The 18694-nt window shown below is 36.7% G+C and carries 17 protein-coding genes; all 17 read left to right on the top strand.

Features of this window, described 5'->3' with window-relative positions; all coding sequences use genetic code 11:
- Positions 1 to 3: 3 nt before the first annotated feature.
- The 17 genes from Ana3638_RS01210 to Ana3638_RS01130 all read left to right on the top strand — a co-directional run bounded on the left by Ana3638_RS01210 (position 4) and on the right by Ana3638_RS01130 (position 18658).
- Positions 4 to 876: a carbohydrate ABC transporter permease gene (locus tag Ana3638_RS01210; protein WP_161836302.1), complete on the top strand. Its 873-nt coding sequence runs from the start codon at positions 4 to 6 to the stop codon at positions 874 to 876.
- A 68-nt stretch (positions 877 to 944) separates the two neighbouring features.
- Positions 945 to 2312 (top strand): family 4 glycosyl hydrolase, encoded by a 1368-nt coding sequence (locus Ana3638_RS01205; protein ID WP_161836300.1) that lies wholly within the window; start codon positions 945 to 947, stop codon positions 2310 to 2312.
- 1 nt (position 2313) lies between these two features.
- Entirely contained in the window at positions 2314 to 3249 is a 936-nt protein-coding gene (locus Ana3638_RS01200; protein WP_161836298.1) for a carbohydrate kinase family protein, read from the top strand.
- Positions 3250 to 3575: 326 nt separating this feature from the next.
- Positions 3576 to 4238, top strand: coding sequence for an L-serine ammonia-lyase, iron-sulfur-dependent subunit beta (gene sdaAB, locus Ana3638_RS01195; protein ID WP_161836296.1), 663 nt, complete (start codon positions 3576 to 3578; stop codon positions 4236 to 4238).
- A 34-nt stretch (positions 4239 to 4272) separates the two neighbouring features.
- The gene (gene sdaAA / locus Ana3638_RS01190; RefSeq protein WP_161836294.1) at positions 4273 to 5145 is read left to right on the top strand and encodes an L-serine ammonia-lyase, iron-sulfur-dependent, subunit alpha; all 873 of its coding nucleotides are present in this window, start codon (positions 4273 to 4275) and stop codon (positions 5143 to 5145) included.
- 80 nt (positions 5146 to 5225) lie between these two features.
- Positions 5226 to 6455: a serine/threonine transporter SstT gene (gene sstT / locus Ana3638_RS01185; RefSeq protein WP_161836292.1), complete on the top strand. Its 1230-nt coding sequence runs from the start codon at positions 5226 to 5228 to the stop codon at positions 6453 to 6455.
- A gap of 272 nt (positions 6456 to 6727) precedes the next feature.
- The gene (locus tag Ana3638_RS01180) at positions 6728 to 8395 is read left to right on the top strand and encodes a helix-turn-helix transcriptional regulator (RefSeq protein WP_161836290.1); all 1668 of its coding nucleotides are present in this window, start codon (positions 6728 to 6730) and stop codon (positions 8393 to 8395) included.
- A gap of 236 nt (positions 8396 to 8631) precedes the next feature.
- Positions 8632 to 9162: an RNA polymerase sigma factor gene (locus Ana3638_RS01175; RefSeq protein ID WP_246240667.1), complete on the top strand. Its 531-nt coding sequence runs from the start codon at positions 8632 to 8634 to the stop codon at positions 9160 to 9162.
- Positions 9140 to 10864 carry a DUF4179 domain-containing protein gene (locus Ana3638_RS01170; RefSeq protein WP_161836288.1) on the top strand — a complete coding sequence of 575 codons (1725 nt, stop codon included), beginning with the start codon at positions 9140 to 9142 and terminating at the stop codon, positions 10862 to 10864. Before Ana3638_RS01175 ends, Ana3638_RS01170 begins: the two co-directional genes overlap by 23 nt.
- A 155-nt stretch (positions 10865 to 11019) precedes the next feature.
- Positions 11020 to 12780: an ABC transporter ATP-binding protein gene (locus Ana3638_RS01165; RefSeq protein WP_161836286.1), complete on the top strand. Its 1761-nt coding sequence runs from the start codon at positions 11020 to 11022 to the stop codon at positions 12778 to 12780.
- On the top strand, positions 12780 to 14639 hold the full coding sequence (locus tag Ana3638_RS01160) for an ABC transporter ATP-binding protein (protein WP_161836284.1): 1860 nt from the start codon (positions 12780 to 12782) through the stop codon (positions 14637 to 14639). Before Ana3638_RS01165 ends, Ana3638_RS01160 begins: the two co-directional genes overlap by 1 nt.
- Before the next feature lie 29 nt (positions 14640 to 14668).
- Positions 14669 to 15115, top strand: a complete 447-nt coding sequence (locus Ana3638_RS01155; protein ID WP_161836282.1) for a MarR family winged helix-turn-helix transcriptional regulator — start codon at positions 14669 to 14671, stop codon at positions 15113 to 15115.
- A gap of 214 nt (positions 15116 to 15329) precedes the next feature.
- Positions 15330 to 16271, top strand: coding sequence for a phosphotransferase family protein (locus Ana3638_RS01150; protein WP_161836280.1), 942 nt, complete (start codon positions 15330 to 15332; stop codon positions 16269 to 16271).
- 7 nt (positions 16272 to 16278) lie between these two features.
- Positions 16279 to 16731 carry a GNAT family N-acetyltransferase gene (locus Ana3638_RS01145; RefSeq protein ID WP_161840386.1) on the top strand — a complete coding sequence of 151 codons (453 nt, stop codon included), beginning with the start codon at positions 16279 to 16281 and terminating at the stop codon, positions 16729 to 16731.
- A gap of 6 nt (positions 16732 to 16737) precedes the next feature.
- On the top strand, positions 16738 to 17085 hold the full coding sequence (locus tag Ana3638_RS01140) for a non-canonical purine NTP pyrophosphatase (protein WP_330588007.1): 348 nt from the start codon (positions 16738 to 16740) through the stop codon (positions 17083 to 17085).
- Positions 17086 to 17183: 98 nt separating this feature from the next.
- Positions 17184 to 17930: an EFR1 family ferrodoxin gene (locus Ana3638_RS01135; protein ID WP_161836276.1), complete on the top strand. Its 747-nt coding sequence runs from the start codon at positions 17184 to 17186 to the stop codon at positions 17928 to 17930.
- A 170-nt stretch (positions 17931 to 18100) separates the two neighbouring features.
- Complete coding sequence (locus Ana3638_RS01130) at positions 18101 to 18658, top strand: NUDIX hydrolase (protein WP_161836274.1); 558 nt, start codon at positions 18101 to 18103, stop codon at positions 18656 to 18658.
- Positions 18659 to 18694 lie beyond the last annotated feature (36 nt).

Raw genomic sequence — 18694 nt, 5'->3', positions numbered from 1 at the left:
GACATGCGAGTAAAAAAGCGGGCTATAGTTTGCTTTTTGCTACCGTGTTTGCTGCTATTTGTTTTTGTTTATCTAGTTCCGATTATCATTGTATTTTTTACTTCTTTATTTGAATATAAGTCAGGAGGAGTATTTCGCTTTATTGGGTTAGAAAATTACATAGAAGCGGTTGTATATGATAAGAGACTTCATAAAGCATTGGCAAACACCGGAATATGGGCATTGCTGCAATCCACTATACATGTAGGAATTGGTACAGTGACAGCCATCATACTTTCCCGAAAGCGGAGAGGATGGAAAGTTCTTAGAACTATTTATATGATTCCAAATGTTGTTTCAGCATCGGCTTTAGGTATTATATTTTTAAATGTTTTTAATGCGAAATATGGTTTGATAAATTCCTTTGTGAGCATGGTAACCGGCAAAGATTTCAACAAAAATTGGTTTTTTGATAATGATTCAGCTTTCATTACAGTTACCTGGAGTTGGCTGTTATATGCGGGATTGATCATGATATTAGTACTTGCGGGTTTGTCCTCCATACCGAATGAAATTACAGAAGCAGCAAAAATTGACGGTGCAACTAAATTACAGATTGACTTTAAAGTTAAATTACCTATGATACGGACTGTTATGGGAACCTGCCTAATCTTATCTTCTACCAGTATGTTAAGAGAGTTTGAATTAATATTTCTGACGACAAACGGCGGGCCGGGAACAATAACGCTTAATCTGCCATTATATTTATATAAAACATCGTTGATTGATAATAATTACGGTTATGCCAATATGATGGGAGTTTTATTAATTGTTTTGGGAGTTATCGTGGTATATTGCATCAATAAAATATTCCGTATGAATGATGCGGACTATTAATTCATGGGTACAAAAAGATGAATTGGAGTGCCAATTCACTTGTCGTGAACAAGTTAAGGAGGATTTAAATGAAGATTTCAGTGATTGGCGGTGGCGGTGTCCGCTCAATGTTTCTTGCAAAAAGTTTAGTTCAAAATGCAAAACGATTGGGTATCTCTCATATTGTTTTTATGGACAATAATAAGAAGAAGCTGGATATATATGGAAAAATGGCAAAGGAAGTGGCGAAAAGAATAGACAGTACCGTTCACTTCGAACTAACAATAGATCCGCTTAAGGCAATTCAGGATGCAAATTATATTATAACTACTATTCGAGTTGGTGAGGATGATATGCGCATAAAGGATGAAAGAATCGCATTATCCCATAATATTTTAGGACAGGAGACTACGGGAGCAGCCGGGTTCTCGTTTGCAATGCGATCTGTCCCGGTATTGGCAAAGTATTGTGAAATGATTCGGAAATATGGAAGGAAAGATGTAAAAGTATTTAATTTTACTAATCCTGCAGGAGTAGTATCACAGACTTTAAGAGATATGGGATTTGACTTCACCTTTGGAATATGTGATGCACCAAGCGGATTATTACATTCCTTTGCGAAGCTATATGGAGTTGGGGAAAATGAAATCACGGGGGAATGTTATGGATTAAACCATCTGTCCTTTTTTAACAGTATAAAATTGAATAATAAAGAAATCATGCCGGATCTGCTCCAGGATGATAGAGTTTATATAGAGACGGATATGCGTTTTTTTGATAAGAAATTAGCACAGCATGTTGGCTGTATTTTAAATGAATATCTGTACTATTTCTATTATCGGGAAGAAGCGGTTTCCAATATACTTTCTGCTGGTGTAACCAGGGGAGAAGTGATTCGTGACATTAATATCCATATGACAGAAGAACTTTCTCATATGGATATTGAAGGTGACTTTGATAACTGCTTAAGCATATATGAGAAATGGTATGGCAAACGGGAAGGTGCCTACATGGCAAATGAGACTGGTGTTAAGAGTAACAAATCACCATTCCGATTTGATATCTATGAGAAAGATAATGGCGGTTATGCCGGAGTGGCTTTAAAATATATGGAAGCTGAAATAACTGGCGAACCCAGGGATATGATTTTATGTGTGCCAAATAATGGAGCAATTGCGGGATTAAAGGATACAGATGTGGTAGAAATCAGTTGTACCATTACGAAGGATGGTTACTTTACTCATAAGATTGAAAAGATAAATGAACTTACGATGGAACTAATCCGAAGGGTAAAAATATATGAAAGACTTGCATCAGCGGCTATTCGAAATCATAGCAGAGTGGAAGCAATTGATTGTTTGATGGTACATCCTCTCATTAATTCATATTCCATGGCTAACTTGCTGGTCAATCAGTATATAAGTACGAATGCAGAATATATTGAGGGGTGGAATTAAGATGGACTTTGTTTCAGGAGTGGGAAATATAAATATTGATATCTTGTATTCTGGAATCGAAAATATACCAAGCGAAGGGGAAGAAGTATATTCTAAGGGTTTTGATATCCAGCTTGGCGGTGGTGTTCCGGCTACAATGATTAACTTGACAAGATTAGGAGTGCCCTCAAAATTTTGTACTTTTCTAGGAAATAACATGTTTTCAAATTATGCAAAAGATCAGTTGGATTTTTATCAAACCAGTTATAAAAACCTTTATCAGGGAAATGGTATGCCACTTACCATTACTTCCATCATTTCCACAAAAAAAGACCGCACTTTTATATCATACAGCGATCCTGTACAGATTACAAAAGTTTTGGAAGATGAGATATATGCTTATCTGAAAGGCTCAAAAATTGTGGAAATGACTAAAGGGTACTTAAATGTTTATAAACGGTTAAAAGCGGAAGGAACAACCCTGATTTTTGATGTGGGTTGGGAAGACAGCTTAAGCCTTGATAAATATTCCGAATACCTGGAATTGGCAGATTATTTTACTCCAAATCAGAAAGAAGCCTTAAAGATTACAGAATCAAGCAATCTAAAGGAAGCAGCAGATAAATTAAAGAAGTATTTTAATAAAGTAATTATCAAACTTGATAAAGAGGGATGTATGTATGTGGAAGAAGATAACACATATATTGTTCCACCGTTAAAAGGCATTAAAGCAATTGATTCTACCGGGGCAGGAGATGCATTCTTAAGCGGTTTTATTTATGGACTATATCATAATTATCCTTTAAGTGATGCTGTATTGTTTGGCAATATAACAGGTGGCAGCTGCGTACAGGGGGTTGGCTGCCTGACAAGTTACCTGGAGGAAAAGAAATTACTGGAGATTGCTGAAACGATGAGACCTCAAATCAATCGAGCAGGAACCGATAAATACTACTAATTTTATTTATTTTTTATACATATAATCAATAGCCCCAGTACCTACAGCACTATGAGAATTCCATATTCTTATAGTGCTTTTTTAAGTTGCAAAGACCGATAATAACTTATGTTATTGTAGAATGTTTACAAAAAAAGCCTGTAATTAATTGACATATATATGTATTATTTTTGTTAACAGCAATATCCATTTGATTTATAATTGTTAATTATGTATAATAAACAATGTCACTGAAAAAAACATTGATGCAATATTACAAAGATGGGAATGATGAAATTTCTATGATTTAACAATGATAACCATATGAGTTTAGAAGGAGTCGGTTTATGCTAGGTGTTTTTGACATTATTGGACCAATCATGATTGGTCCGTCCAGTTCCCATACAGCGGGAGCCGTTCGCATAGGGAAGTATACCTACCTGGTATTAGGTGAAAGGCCAGTCAGGGCCAGGATTGGATTTTCCGGTTCTTTTGCCAAGACTTATCGGGGACATGGAACAGATAAAGCGATTATTGCTGGCATTCTTGGTATGGATACGGATGATAATAGAATTTGTAACAGTTTAGAAATTGCGAATGAGGAAAGGCTTAATTATACCTTTGAAACATTGGAGTTAGATGGAGTACATCCTAATACTGTGGACATTGATCTGGAGGGAGAGAGCGGAAGGAGGGTTAATGTCAGAGGCTCTTCCGTAGGCGGCGGTAATATATTAATTAATAAGATTAACGGGGCTGATGTGTTAATTTCCGGTAAATCGGCAGCACTTATTATTACACATCTGGATATGCCTGGAATGGTTGCAAAGGTGAGCAATATTCTGGGCAACAAGGGTATCAATATCAATAAATTTTCGTTGAGCAGAGAGGAAAAAGGGGGAATAGCAATTATGACGATAGAAATCGATGGAGGAATCGAACCATCTATTAGGCGAATAATTCAAGATATTCCCAATATCAAATCTGTTAGTATTTTAAATGCTATTTAAGGAGACAAGTAAAAGCGCTGGATTGGAGGGATAAATGAAATACGATTCGATATCAGATATATGCCGGAAAGCAGAAGAGAAAAATGTAAGGATTTCAGAGTTTGTATTACAGGATCAGGCAGCTCTGATGGAAAAGACCGAAGAGGATTTAAAACATACGATGAAAACTATGCTTGAAGTAATAAAAAAAAGCACGAATGAGGGTATAAATCCCGAAAAACGGTCAAACAGCGGATTGTCTGGTGGTGATGCATATAAGATGGAGCAGAGAGTTAAGGCGGGACAAACTATCAGTGGACCGATTATTGGTAAAGCACTTACCAAAGCACTTTCTACATCTGAAAATAATGCATGTATGGGTAAGATTGTCGCAGCACCGACTGCCGGAAGCTGTGGTATTATTCCTGCAGTGCTTATAACAATTGCCGAGGAAAGAAAGCTTGATGACGAACAATTGGTTATGGCTTTGTTTACAGCATCAGCTGTTGGTATGGTTATCGCTAACAGGGCCAGTATCTCGGGAGCAGAGGGAGGATGCCAGGCAGAATGTGGATCAGCCAGTGCCATGGCCGCGGCAGCATTGGTTGAACTATGTGGAGGTACTCCTGCGATGGTGGAACATGCATGTGCTATTTCATTAAAAAGTGTACTTGGACTGGTATGCGATCCTGTGGCAGGCTTAGTGGAGATTCCTTGTATTAAACGTAATGCTATGGGAGCTGCGAATGCCTTTGTTGCAGCGGAATTAGCATTGGCAGGAATTGAAAGCAAAATCCCGGTGGATGAGGTCATTCAGGCAATGAAGTCGGTAGGAGATTGTATTGTTCCGGCACTTAAGGAGACAGCTGACGGAGGCCTTGCAGCAACACCGACAGCAAAGAAATATATGAAACAAATTTTTGGATGAAGAAATTAGTGCAGTAATATTAAGTAACTTTTTAACAGTTGGTAAAAAAGTTAACCAACGGATGATAGAATGGAGGAAAAATGAATTCAATATTTAAAGCATGGATGAAATTAGGTTTGATTCAGAGAATTTTAATTGGTATGGTGATTGGTCTTATATTAGGACTCACAGTACCACAGTTTACTGCTATTGGTATTCTGGGTAATATATTTGTAGGAGCCTTAAAAGCGATTGCACCAATACTGGTTTTCGTCCTGGTAATGTCTTCCCTGGCTTCAGCAAAATCCGGTACCGGCAGTAATATGAAAAGCGTCATTCTGCTTTATGGAATTGGAACATTGGCATCTGCTTTAATAGCAGTTGCTGTAAACAATTTTTTCCCTGTCAGCATAGCTTTGAGTTCGGATTTAGAAATAACAGGAACGGAAGTTACGACGAATATTGCAGAAGTGTTAAAAACACTTGTAATGAATTTAGTTACCAATCCGGTATCAGCACTTTATAATGCTAACTATATTGGTATACTTTCCTGGGCTATTATTTTTGGTATTGCAATTAAAAATACTTCGGAAGGTACCAAGAAGATATTATCCGATATTGCAGATGCAACATCTCAGGTTGTAAAGTGGGTTATTAACTGTGCACCGTTTGGTATCCTTGGTCTGGTATTTACAACGGTCTCTGAAACAGGTATTTCAGGATTTGCAACATATGGAAAATTATTGATTGTACTGGTAAGTTGTATGCTTGGTGTGGCACTTATTTTAAATCCTCTGATTGTATTCTTTACTATTAAACAGAATCCTTATCCATTGGTTTTCAAATGTCTGAGAGAAAGTGCGATTACAGCATTTTTCACCAGAAGTTCGGCAGCGAATATTCCTGTTAATATGGAACTGTGTAAATCTCTTGGATTAGACGAAGATACTTATTCCGTAAGTATTCCTCTTGGAGCTACTGTCAATATGGCAGGTGCAGCTATTACGATTACAACCATGTCTCTGGCAGCGGTACACACCCTTGGTATTTCCGTTGATTTACCGACCATGTTAATATTGAGTATATTAGCAAGCGTAGCGGCAGCAGGTACTTCCGGTGTTGCAGGCGGCTCTCTGATGCTGATTCCTCTGGCTTGCAGCTTATTTGGAATTTCTAATGATATTGCTATGCAGGTTGTTGGTATTGGATTTATAATCGGTGTTATTCAAGATTCTTGTGAAACTGCATTAAATTCTTCTACAGACGCATTGTTTACAGCCGCAGCAGAATTTAGATTATGGAGGAAAAACGGAAAGGCTTTACCTTTTTAGAAATAAGAGTCTCTTTACAATTAATGGAGAGAGGCTATAATATAGGTAACAGGAAACATAAGTAAAACTTATGTTTGCCCTTGGATTGGAATAAAAAATGATTATCCGCTACTTTGGACAGTTGGGGGATAATCATTTTTTATGTATATTTTTATATTTTTTTAAGTCCATATTATTACTTTAACCGGTTTGAGGGCAGTTAATTTCTATTGACATATATAGATAATCTACATATACTATATATAGATTATCTATATATGAAAGGAGTTAATATGATAGAAAATAAAAGTTTATTATCCGGTAGTACATCCATGCTGCTGTTAAGCTTATTGTCTGAAAAGGATATGTATGGATACGAGATGATTGACACGTTACGTAAGCGTTCCAATCATGTGTTTGATTTAAAAGCAGGTACCTTGTACCCATTATTGCATTCTTTAGAAGAAAAAGATTATCTGGAGTCTTATGAGGATCTTGAAAGTGCCAAACCAAGAAAGTATTACCGTATAACGGGTAAAGGCCGTAAGCATTTGAAAGCCATCAGTGAAGAATGGCAGGAATATGCCCAGGCTGTAAAAGGAGTTATAGGGGTGTTACCTTTGACTGATTTAAATAAGAAAGAGGATTACCTGGAACTTATGACCAGTCAGATACGCTGTAAAAAAGCGAGGAATATGATTGCTGAGGAAATAAGCCAACATATTGATGACCAGAAAGAGTCATATATAAACGAGGGATTTGACAAAGATACGGCCTTGATAACAGCATTAAAACAGATGGGGGATCCGATAGAAGTAGGCAGTCAAATGGATAAAATACATAAGCCCCGGTTGGAGTGGAAAGTATTGCTGGCTGTTTTGGTTTTGTGTTTTGCTGGTATTTTGGTTCAGATTCATATTAATAAATCCCTGAGTGCTATAAATCCAATCATAGTAATGAATATCAAAAAGCAAATTATTTTTTTAATTACAGGCTTACTATTAATGATGGCGAGCTATTTCCTGGATTATTCCATTATCGGAAAATATCCGAAAGTACTATGGCTTTTTTTAATAATAAGTATTTTGATTTATGCACCTTTTGGTAATTGGGTGAATGGTCAAATGGCTTATCTTAATGCTTACAGTTTCTTATTTATTCCGGTGTATGGCGGAATTTTGTTTGCTTACCGTAAAAAAGGTTATGTTGGTATTATGAAATGTCTGCTGTTTAGTATATTTGCTTGTGCGGTAATATCAAAATTTATTATGCCCCGATCTGTATATCTGGGTTTGATATTTTCAAACCTCATTATGCTGTCAGCTGCCGTAAAGAAGAACTGGTTTGGTGCGTCCAAGGGGAAAGCGATGGCAATAATATGGGGATGGATACCAATAGCAGGTTTGATACGAATATTATCTTTCAGTCAATATCAGGTTGAGGGTATTCGTAATAAAATTGATACGATGATTCGCCCAGAGCTGTATGAAAAGGGATACCAGATGAATGTGGTAAGGAAAATTATTGGGAATTCAAGAATATTTGGGTTTAACCCTGATATTTCAATGGGATATCTGTCTGGTTATAATAATGATTATATACTGACCTATATTTTTGGTAAGTGGGGAATAACTGCCGGGGTGATTAGTATTATCTTCTTTACGGCATTAATAATATATATGATACTTATTTCACTGAAACAGAAAAATTCGTTAGGGATGTTTGTGGGATTAGGATGCAGCCTGGCATTTGCATCACAAGGCAGTATTTATATACTTTCTAATCTCGGTATCCGGATTGTCTCTCAGGTGAATCTGCCGTTTGTTTCCTATGGGGGAGCCAGTCTGCTGATTAATTTTATTGTTCTGGGTATTATGCTTTCTATATTCCGTAATACGAATATTATGAAAGAAGTGCCGTATAAGAAGCAGTTTATAGTTAAAATAGAGAGAGTGAAGTAAGTACCAAGTTCTTTTATAGTTATTACATAAATGATGATTTTTTGAATGGTTAGTAGTATCCTTGAGACTTTTTTTAGACAGAAAATAATAAATTTAATTTTTATGCACGTTTTCCGGAAGCTGAATCGTATTGTTATTGAAAGTGATATTACGAATGTTACAGTAATTACGAATTAGTCTTAGTAAGATTACTTTCCGATCACTGTAGCGGAAAAATACAGAAAGGAGACAGCATTTTGGAATCCTCAGAAGAAAATGAATTTATTAAACAAATATTTACAAATTATGGAAGAATGGTATTGCAAATTGCCTATCAGAATACTGCTGATATGTCTGAAGCTGAAGATATTACGCAGGAAGTATTCTTAAAATTAATTAGTAACATCAATGGATTAAGTAATGACGATGATGAGCATATCAAAGCATGGCTTATTCGTGTTACGATTAACCAGTGCAAGGATTATTTTAAATCTTTCAGGTTTAGAAAAAATATTGCTTTTACGGAGGAAAACCTTTCATCTGATTATTATACGGACAATTACCTTGATTCAGGGGATAAGCAGGTTTTTGAAGAACTGAAAAAGCTTCCTCCCAAATACCGGAATGTTATTTATCTATATTATATCGAAGAATATACGGTACCTGAGATTGCAAAGCTACTAACGTCGAATGCAAATACCGTAAGTTCCTGGCTTAGAAGGGCAAAAAAGAAGTTAAAGATGAATATGGAAGGAGAAGGTATATATGAAGAAGGAAGACTATATTAAAGCAATACAAAAAATTGAGCTATCAGATCAGTTCATGCAGGAAACCATCACAATGCTCCAAGCAGAAGATAATCATATTTCTGATAATAATAAAAATAGAGTAGAGAATAAATTAAAGAAAACGGTAAAAAGTAGAATTATTTATAAGGTAGCAGCCATCCTTTTTATAATCCTTCTATCCACCACAGGTATTGCAGTTGCAACAAAGTTGAGTATTGTTGATTTATTTAAAGGCTATTTCAGGGAAACGGTAAAGCAGGATATCAATGATACGAATAATCTTAAGAATAACCAGGGTTCCGGCACAATAACTACGGTTCCTATGAAAGAGGATAATAAATTTATCGAAGAAGCAAGTGCGATCATAAGCTCATCAGTTACTGCTAACGGGTTGAAGCTTACCGCCAGAGGAGTCGTTGGTGATAGACACACAATCTATATTGCAGTTGATGTAGAAACAATCGATGGAAGTGCTTTCAGTAAGAATCAGCAAAATGATGTAAAGGATTTATCTTTCAGTAAAGTATGGTTGAAGACGAATGATAATGCACTCGGTCAGTATTGTTATGTAACAAGAGTAGATGATGGATCGGAAACAGGCAAGGCAACCTTTGTACTTCAAAATTCCCTTGTTATGAAAGAATATATCAATCATGTCAGCCTTACCTTTACGAATCTGACAGAAAAAAATACGGGCAATCTGGTTGATATAGGCTCCTGGAAAAGTTTATTTGATATTATGAACGAGATCGGAGAAGCATCTGAGGATGATTTCAATTTTATGGGCGCAAGATATTCCAGTGAAGATGACAGGTTATGGTATCATAAAACAGAGGATAAGTTTCTTAAGGAACTAAAAAAGAAAGGTGTAAAAAATAGTATTGATTATGATTCCTACTGGGGGAAAAGAGATGCCTATATGGAAGAAGCTATTATCGGACGGAGTGGTATTACTCCCAAATACTGTATTAGAAGAACAGAAAATCAAACAACATTTAGTTCTAAGTATCCAAAATTAGCAGTCAGTAATATAGGTATCCTTAATAATCAGCTATGTGTTAAATTTGAATTGAATGATTCTATGAATTTTGATAGTTTCAGTGATTCGGGGATTATCATAGTCAATAAAAAGAACGGCAGCATTATTACAGGAATGATAGATGCTAGTCAGCCGGTTAATGGTGATGATAACAGCCAGGCAGATATGGTGGACGGTAAAATTATATCCTGTGGTGCCCAATTCAGCGGAATATCAGATAAGGATATGCTAAAGGATTATTATTTTACATTTGGGGCTTATGGTGAGAATACACTATATGAAGGTGATTGGAAATTGGATTTCAATCTGGATTATTCAGATACAACCAGAGAATATACAGTCTCTCATAATGTTAAGTTTAATGGAGAAAACAGAAAACTGGAGAGGATTATGATCTCTCCGATATCATTGCAGCTGCAATTTAAGACTTTAACCAATGCCGGAAGTACCGATGTGAGTAAGGATAACCTGTTTCGAATCAATAACCCAGCTGCCGCCGCCCCCAATATGATTAAAATCATTATGAAAAATAATACGGAAGTAATACTTGATAACCTGTCATCTGATAAGGATACTCTTAATTCTGTTCTGCCGGTGGTTATCGATTTAGATCAGGTTGCAGCAATAGAAATTAATAAAACAAGGATAAAATTGGTCCGTTGAAGGTCCACCTCCTCTACGGTTAGTCTCAGTTAAGGTTAAAGGTTTATCATCTCTCTTTCTTCCCTTGACTTCCCTTATTGACTGGATTATAATAGTTGCAGTTACAATTAATGCATATGCAACAATTGTAAAAGCAACTATTAGGAGAACTCAATATGAAAAATTTTTTATCCTATGCCAGAGACTACAAAAAAGAATTGATACTGGCCATTATTTGTATTGAAGCAGAGACCGCATTCGAACTGATCATTCCTATGATTATGGCTGATATCATTGATGTTGGTATTGCAAATCAGGATAGACCCTATATTCTGTTAAAAGGTTTTCAAATGGCAGTCTGTGCGATTATCTCATTATTTTTAGGAAATTTATATGCCAGATTTACCGCCGCCTGCGGGAATGGAATAGGGGCCTCAATCCGGGCAGCAGAGTTTCAGAAAATGCAGACTTATTCTTTTTCCAATACAGACAAATTCAGCACCCCATCCCTTGTTACCAGACTTACCAGTGATGTAACAACCATTCAGAATTCCATTACGAACGGTATGAGACCGGGATTCCGTTCACCGGTGATGCTATTTATTGCAGTTTTCTTATCCTTTCGGATCAATGCGGCTCTTGCGGTGGTTTTTTTAATCGCAGCACCGATTCTTGGAATCGTTTTATTCTTCATTGTAAAAAATGTCCGTCCGTTGTATGCAAAGATGCAGAATGCGGTTGATTATGTAAACCGCATTATTCAGGAGAACCTGGCTGCGATCCGGGTGGTAAAGGCCTACGTCAGGGAGGACTATGAAATAACCAAATTTGAAGAAGTAAACCAAAATCTGAAAAATACCTCAGAAAGAGCTTTTTCCCTTGCGGTACTTAACATGCCGGCATTTCAATTTGTAATGTATGGGACGATTTTAAGTATTCTCTGGTTTGGCGGGCACCTTGTGGTAATCGGCGATATGAAAGTCGGGAGCCTTACCAGTTTCTTAAGTTATGTTCTGCAGGTATTGAATTCCCTTATGATGTTTTCTAATGTATTCCTGTTGTTTACACGTTCCTTAACGTCCTGGAAGCGAATCACGGAAGTTCTTAAGGAGGAGCCGGCGATCACGGATGACCGGGCCATAATGGATCATAAGGCCATTGATAGTAGTCACACAAACGAACTAGAAGTAAAAAGCGGAAGCATCTCTTTTGAACATGTATACTTTAAATACAAAGAAACTGCCGAAGAGTATGTATTATCCGATATTTCCTTTACGATTAAGTCCGGGCAGACGATTGGTATTATCGGGCCCACCGGTTCCGCCAAAAGCACCTTGGTTCAGTTAATACCGAGACTTTACGAAGTCACTTCCGGAAATATCACTATTGACGGACACCCCATCTATGAATTTACCCAAAAGCATTTAAGAGATTCCATTGCTATGGTACTTCAGAAGAATACCCTTTTCTCCGGTACGGTAAGGGATAATCTCTTGTGGGGTAAAGAAGATGCCACTATGGAAGAAATCCAGCGTGCCTGCCGGATTGCCTGTGTCAATGAATTTATAGACCGGCTGGATAACGGTTATGATACGGAACTGGGTCAGGGAGGAGTTAACGTATCCGGCGGACAGAAGCAGCGCCTTTGTATTGCCAGAGCTATCTTAAAAGCACCCAAAGTATTAATTCTTGATGATTCCACCAGTGCCGTGGATACGGCAACGGAAGCAAAGATTAAGGAGGGGCTTGCCAAAGAACTGCCGGGTATGACTAAAATCATTGTTGCCCAGAGGATTACCTCTATAATGGATGCGGATCAGATACTAATTCTGGATGACGGTAAAATAAATGCCATCGGCACCCATAAAACCCTGCTTAACGAGAATGAAATCTATCAGGATATCTATTATTCCCAGAAGCAAGGAGGTAATTTATAATGGCAAGAACAGGATCAAACGCAAAGCCAAAAAATGCAAAAAGGACCTTGCTGCAACTACTTCAGTATTTAGGACACCATAAAATCTCCTTATTTTTTATTTCCGTATTTGTATGTATTAGTGCTGCTTCCGGAATTATCGGAACCTATTTTTTGAAAACAGTAGTAAATGATTACATAATTCCGAAAGATATACCGGGACTGATTAAAATGATTTTTATTATGGGTATTCTTTATGCTGCAGGGGTTATAGCATGTTTTTTCTACAATAAAATCATGGTCCATACTTCACAGCAGGTAGTATCGGAGATCAGACGCGATTTGTTCAAACATACGGAGAAGCTTCCGTTAAACTACTTTGATACACATACCCATGGTGAGTTAATGAGCCATTTTACAAACGATGTGGACACCATATCGGAGGCCTTAAATAACAGTTTTACCCTGGTAATACAAAGCTTTATAACCTCTGTGGGAACGGTTGTTATGCTGTTAATTTTAAGCTGGCAGTTATCCATAATCGTTATTATTTTCCTGGTCCTTATGCTTTTGTATATCCGTCATAACGGAAAGATGAGTAAAAAGTACTTCTCTGCCCAGCAAAAAAATCTTGGTGCCATTAATGGTTATGTGGAAGAGATGGTTGCAGGGCAGAAAGTGGAAAAAATCTTTAATCATGAAGCACAGGATTATAAGAAATTCTGTGAGCTCAATGAAAAATTAAGGGAAGCCTCCACCAAAGCTTTTACTTATACCGGAAAAACCGTTCCCACCATTGTAGCCTTATCCTATATTAATTACGCACTTTCTGCCTGTGTCGGAGGGTTATTTGCTCTGGCAGGCCTGACGGATATCGGAACTCTTGCATCTTATCTGGTTTATGTAAGACAAAGTGCAATGCCCATGAATCAGTTTACCATACAGATTAATTTCTTAATGGTGGCTTTAGCCAGTGCGGAGAAGATATTTGCAATGATGGAGGAGAAACATGAAATTGACGAGGGTAAAATCACTTTAAGTAAAGTAAGAGAAGAAGCAGATGGTACCCTTTCTGAAAGTGATATTTATACAGGAGATTTTGCCTGGAAAATCCCAAATGAAAAAGATGGCGTTATTTATGTTCCTTTAAGAGGAGATGTGCGTTTTAATAATGTTGTATTTGGATACACGAAAGAACATATGATTTTAAATGGGATCAATTTGTTTGCAAAACCGGGTCAGAAGATTGCATTCGTAGGATCCACCGGTGCAGGAAAAACGACCATAATCAATCTGATTAACCGTTTTTATGAAATAACGGAAGGTCAGATCACTTACGACGGAATTGATATCAGAGATATTAAAAAAGCAGATTTAAGGCGCTCCATTTCCCTTATCATTCAGGATACCCATTTATTTACCGGAACCATAGCCGATAATATCCGTTACGGAAGGCTTCACGCTAGTAAAGAAGATATTGTGAAAGCCGCCAAATTAGCCAATGCCCATTCCTTTATAAAAAGGCTGCCAAATGGTTATGATACTCTTTTAGAAAGTGACGGGGCTAATTTATCCCAGGGACAGCGTCAGCTCTTAGCAATTGCAAGGGCAGCTATTTCAGAACCTCCCGTGCTGGTCATGGATGAAGCTACAAGTTCTATTGATACCAGGACGGAGAAATTAATTGAAAAGGGTTTGGATACTTTAATGGAAAACCGCACGGTATTTGTCATTGCTCACAGGCTTTCCACTGTCCGTAACTCCAAAGCAATTCTGGTTTTGGAAAAAGGAAAAGTAATTGAGCGTGGTGATCACGAAGAACTGTTGACACAAAAGGGTCTTTACTATAAACTTTACACAGGACAATTTGAATTGGATTAAATGGTTTACAAAGAAAAGGAGTAATCACAATGAAGAGTAGTATAAGGGAACTTTTTATCCGTGCAGAAAGGGCAAGAAAACAGCTGCTTTCACCAGTGCTGTCAGCCATTGGACTGACACCCGGACAAGGCCAGGCGGGAATCTTAAATACTCTTTTAAAGGAAGACCGTTTAAATCAGAAAGAGCTTTCCTGCCGCTGTCATATGGATACCACAACTATGTCGCGAAACATTGATAACCTGGAAAAAATGGGACTGTTAAAACGGGAAATGAACCCGGAAAGCAGGCGCTCCGTAATCATCTGCCTGACGGAAAAAGGCAGGGAGAAAGCATTAAATATCTGTGAAATGTTTATTCAGTTTGAAAGTACTATAAAAAAGGATATCTCGGAGGAAGATATGGAAGTCTTCCGGCGTATACTGATTAATATATGTGAGAATCTCGAAGAAAACATCCCGCAGGAGAACCAGCTTTAGGCTGGTTCCTAGTGCGATATAAATATAAACGGCCGTTATATGCATAGAGGTGCATATAACGGCTGTTTGTTTTAAAAATAAATAAAATTCAGAAAAAGTAGATTTATGGATAATAATGTATTATAATAACAACAAGGAAAAATTTAGAAATAGTACAATATTTCAAAGGGCAAGTAAAACTAACAATAATATTTTCATAAAACGGGGGAGTAAGATGGAAGCTCCATTATTAACTGATATTCCGCAATATAAATCATGGACAAAGATTGAAAAAATTAATTACGGATGGTCGGAAGATATAAAATTTTATATTGAAGACTTCAAAGGTTCTAAATTCTTGTTGCGTATCAGTAATATTGAAAAATTAGAAGATAAGAAAAAAGAGTTTTACATAATACAAAAATACAATCAACTCAATTTTAAAATGTCACAGGCAATAGAGCTGGGAGTATGTAATAGTGGGAAGAACATATATATGCTATTAAGTTGGGTTGAGGGTCAATCAATGGAAGATGTCATTAAAACCTTGAGTGAGCAGGAACAATACCTATTGGGATTAAAATCAGGGAAAATTCTTAAAGCAATTCATAGTCTTGCGGTAGAACCTGCTCATTTGCCAAAGGTAAAGAAAACAGGCAAAAAATTAATACAACTGCAGCAATATGAAAATTCAAAATATAGAGTCCCCAATGATGAAAAGGCGATATCTTATGTTAAAGAGAATATCAATCTAATGTGTCAGTCTGAACCTGTATATGAACATGGAGATTTTCATATTGGAAATCTGGTTTATACTAATGAAAAAGATGTTGGGGTTATCGATTTCAACCGGTGGGAATGCGGCGATAGGTACGAGGAATTTTATAAGCTTCAAAGTTTTGATGTTGATCTGAGCATCGCATTTTCAATCGGGCAATTACATGGATATTTTGATGGTGAACCAACTTTAGATTTCTGGAAAATTCAAGCGGTTTATGTTGCACACAGTGCATTGTTCTCGATAGAGTGGGCAGTTAGATTCGGAGAAAAAGATATCGCCAATATGACACGTATCTGTCATAATGCTTTTCGTGACTATGATAATTTCAAGTTAATTATACCCAAGTGGTACACTGAGAATAAAGATAGGTTCATTAAGATTATGAAAAGAGACTAAAAATGAAATAGGAGGTGGGGTAAACCTTTTTAATGAAGAGCCGCATATATCGAATTGGCTTAACAATATAAATGGCAGGCTTCTTAAATCAAAAACTGTGTTTACTTGGTGCATCGTATATAAGAATGAAAAAAGGGTTATAGGGCGGATTGATTTGGGTGGTTTTATAAAACAAACAATGGCGGAGACAGCCTACTATTTTTCGCCCGAATATTGGGGCTTGGGATTAGCAACGGAAGCAGTGCAAGAGATTACCCGCTTTGGATTTGAGGAATTGAAATTACATAGGATACAGGCTACGGTTATGCCGGATAATACCTCCTCCTTAAAGGTATTAAAAAAAGTGGGTTTTGTTGAGGAGGGAGTATTGAAAAAGTATCCGTTTGGTAAGGAATTTCGTGATACAGTTATGTTAGCAGCCGTACGTGAAGAAAACTTAGATAAGGAAACAAAAAAATGAAAGAAAATAAATCCCAGGGCTTATGTAAATCATGCCTTAGTTACGATAGGAATAAAAGGAATTCTTAAATTAATGAACGGAGTGAATAATCGGTACTGTGAGTTTAAATCATGTTTAGCTTATTATGATGGCAGTATTATGCAGTTTTTTGAGAGTAAATCGCCGGGAAAACTTTCTGAAAAGATCAAAGGGCGGGATAATCAAGATAAATGGTCTGATTTATGGTACATATTTATTCCTGATAAATTCAGCAAGACATTAGCGGAATTTGATAAGGATGATTTTGAAATTTACAACGGAATAAAGGAAGATTCATGCATGAAAAAATTTGGTCTATGGTACGAAACCAGATAGATTAAAATGTAATGCTAATGATTTGAATAGGGAAGAAAGGTAATGCATATGAAGACAATTTATCATAAAAAGAGAAACATAGGGGAGGTAATACAGAGATGGTAATATACTATAGCTCAACCGGTAATTCCAAGCATGTTGCTTTGAAATTACATGAAACATTTAAAGGGGACCTGATAGATGTCGGTAAATTTAATAAGCCCGCCACATTTTACTTAGAAGATGATGAGACTCTATTTCTGGTAACATTTAATTGTTTTTGGGGAATCTCAAACCGGGTGGAGACATTCATTCAAAAAAGTGAATTTAACAATGTTAGTAAAATAATTGTTGTTATCACATGCGGTGGATATCTAGGCGGAGGAGACGCTTCAATAGAAAAATTATTTTCAGAGAAAGGGCTTCCTAAACCAACCGTCTACTCACTCGTCATGGTCACAAACTATTCTATATTACATGATGTACCGGTGTTAGAGACTCAGAAAAAGAAATTGATTCGTGCAGAAAAAGTCCTTAATAAGATCATTCAAGGCACACAAAAATCCTATCATAGCAACTGGCTCATAAGACGATTAACCCCCTGGGTTCACTCGCGATATGAAAAAGCTCGAAGCACATCACCATTTACTGTGAATCCATCTTGTATTAGTTGTAAACTGTGTGAGAAGAACTGTCCGGTTCAGGCAATAGAAATGAAGGAAAACAAACCGTTTTGGATACTTCCAAAATGTGATAATTGCTTATGTTGTCTTCATCATTGCCCGGTTAAAGCAATCAACTACGGTGATTCCACTCGGAATCGTTTGCAATATACCTATGAGTCTGGCTCTCAGGAACTTCTCTAGTAACTACTTCCCTACCTGATATCTTATGTATAAATGACGGAACGGCAGTAGGAGAATATAGTATCGAAACAGGGGATAGCATTTGGACAAAAGGTATGAAACCTGATTACTATGTTTTTAAAAGAGTTACTGAATGAACTAGAGATTATTTAAATTTGAGGAGGTTATTTATGGAGTTTTTTGATGTTTTAGATGAGTGGGGCAATAAAACCGGCGAGGTGATTGAAAGAAAGGAAGCACATAGAAAAGGAATTTGCCATCGGGTGATTCAAGTATGGGTAATAAATTCTAAAAACGAATTGCTGCTACAAAAGAGGAGTGCAAATAAAGATTCGTGTCCTAACATGTGGTATGTTTCTCTTGGAGGACACATCGAAAGTAAGGAAGACAACAAACAAACTATCATAAGAGAGTTTTCTGAAGAATTGGGACTGGATATCTCAAGTAAAATAGATAAAGTCAAATACCTGTATACTTTTAAAGAAATTGCAGTTCTAAACAATGGACGGTTTATAGATAATGAATTTTATGATGTTTATCTTTTAAAAATGGATTTAGATCCGGCTTCTTTAATACTTCAAGAAGATGAAGTTTCTGAAGTCAAATTTGTTGGATACAATGAGTTTAAACAAGCGGTTATAAATAAAGACAAAAACTTTTGGATACATGAAGAAGGTTTTCGTATGTTATTTGATTGTCTTGATAATTACATAAACAATAACTGTTGATAATCAATAAGAAGTTGTAACAACTTTTTTACCAAA

This window comes from Anaerocolumna sedimenticola (assembly GCF_009931695.1).
Lineage (GTDB): Bacteria > Bacillota > Clostridia > Lachnospirales > Lachnospiraceae > Anaerocolumna > Anaerocolumna sedimenticola.
The sequence above is the reverse complement of the archived record's forward strand: the minus strand, read 5'-3'. Positions and strand labels throughout refer to the sequence as shown.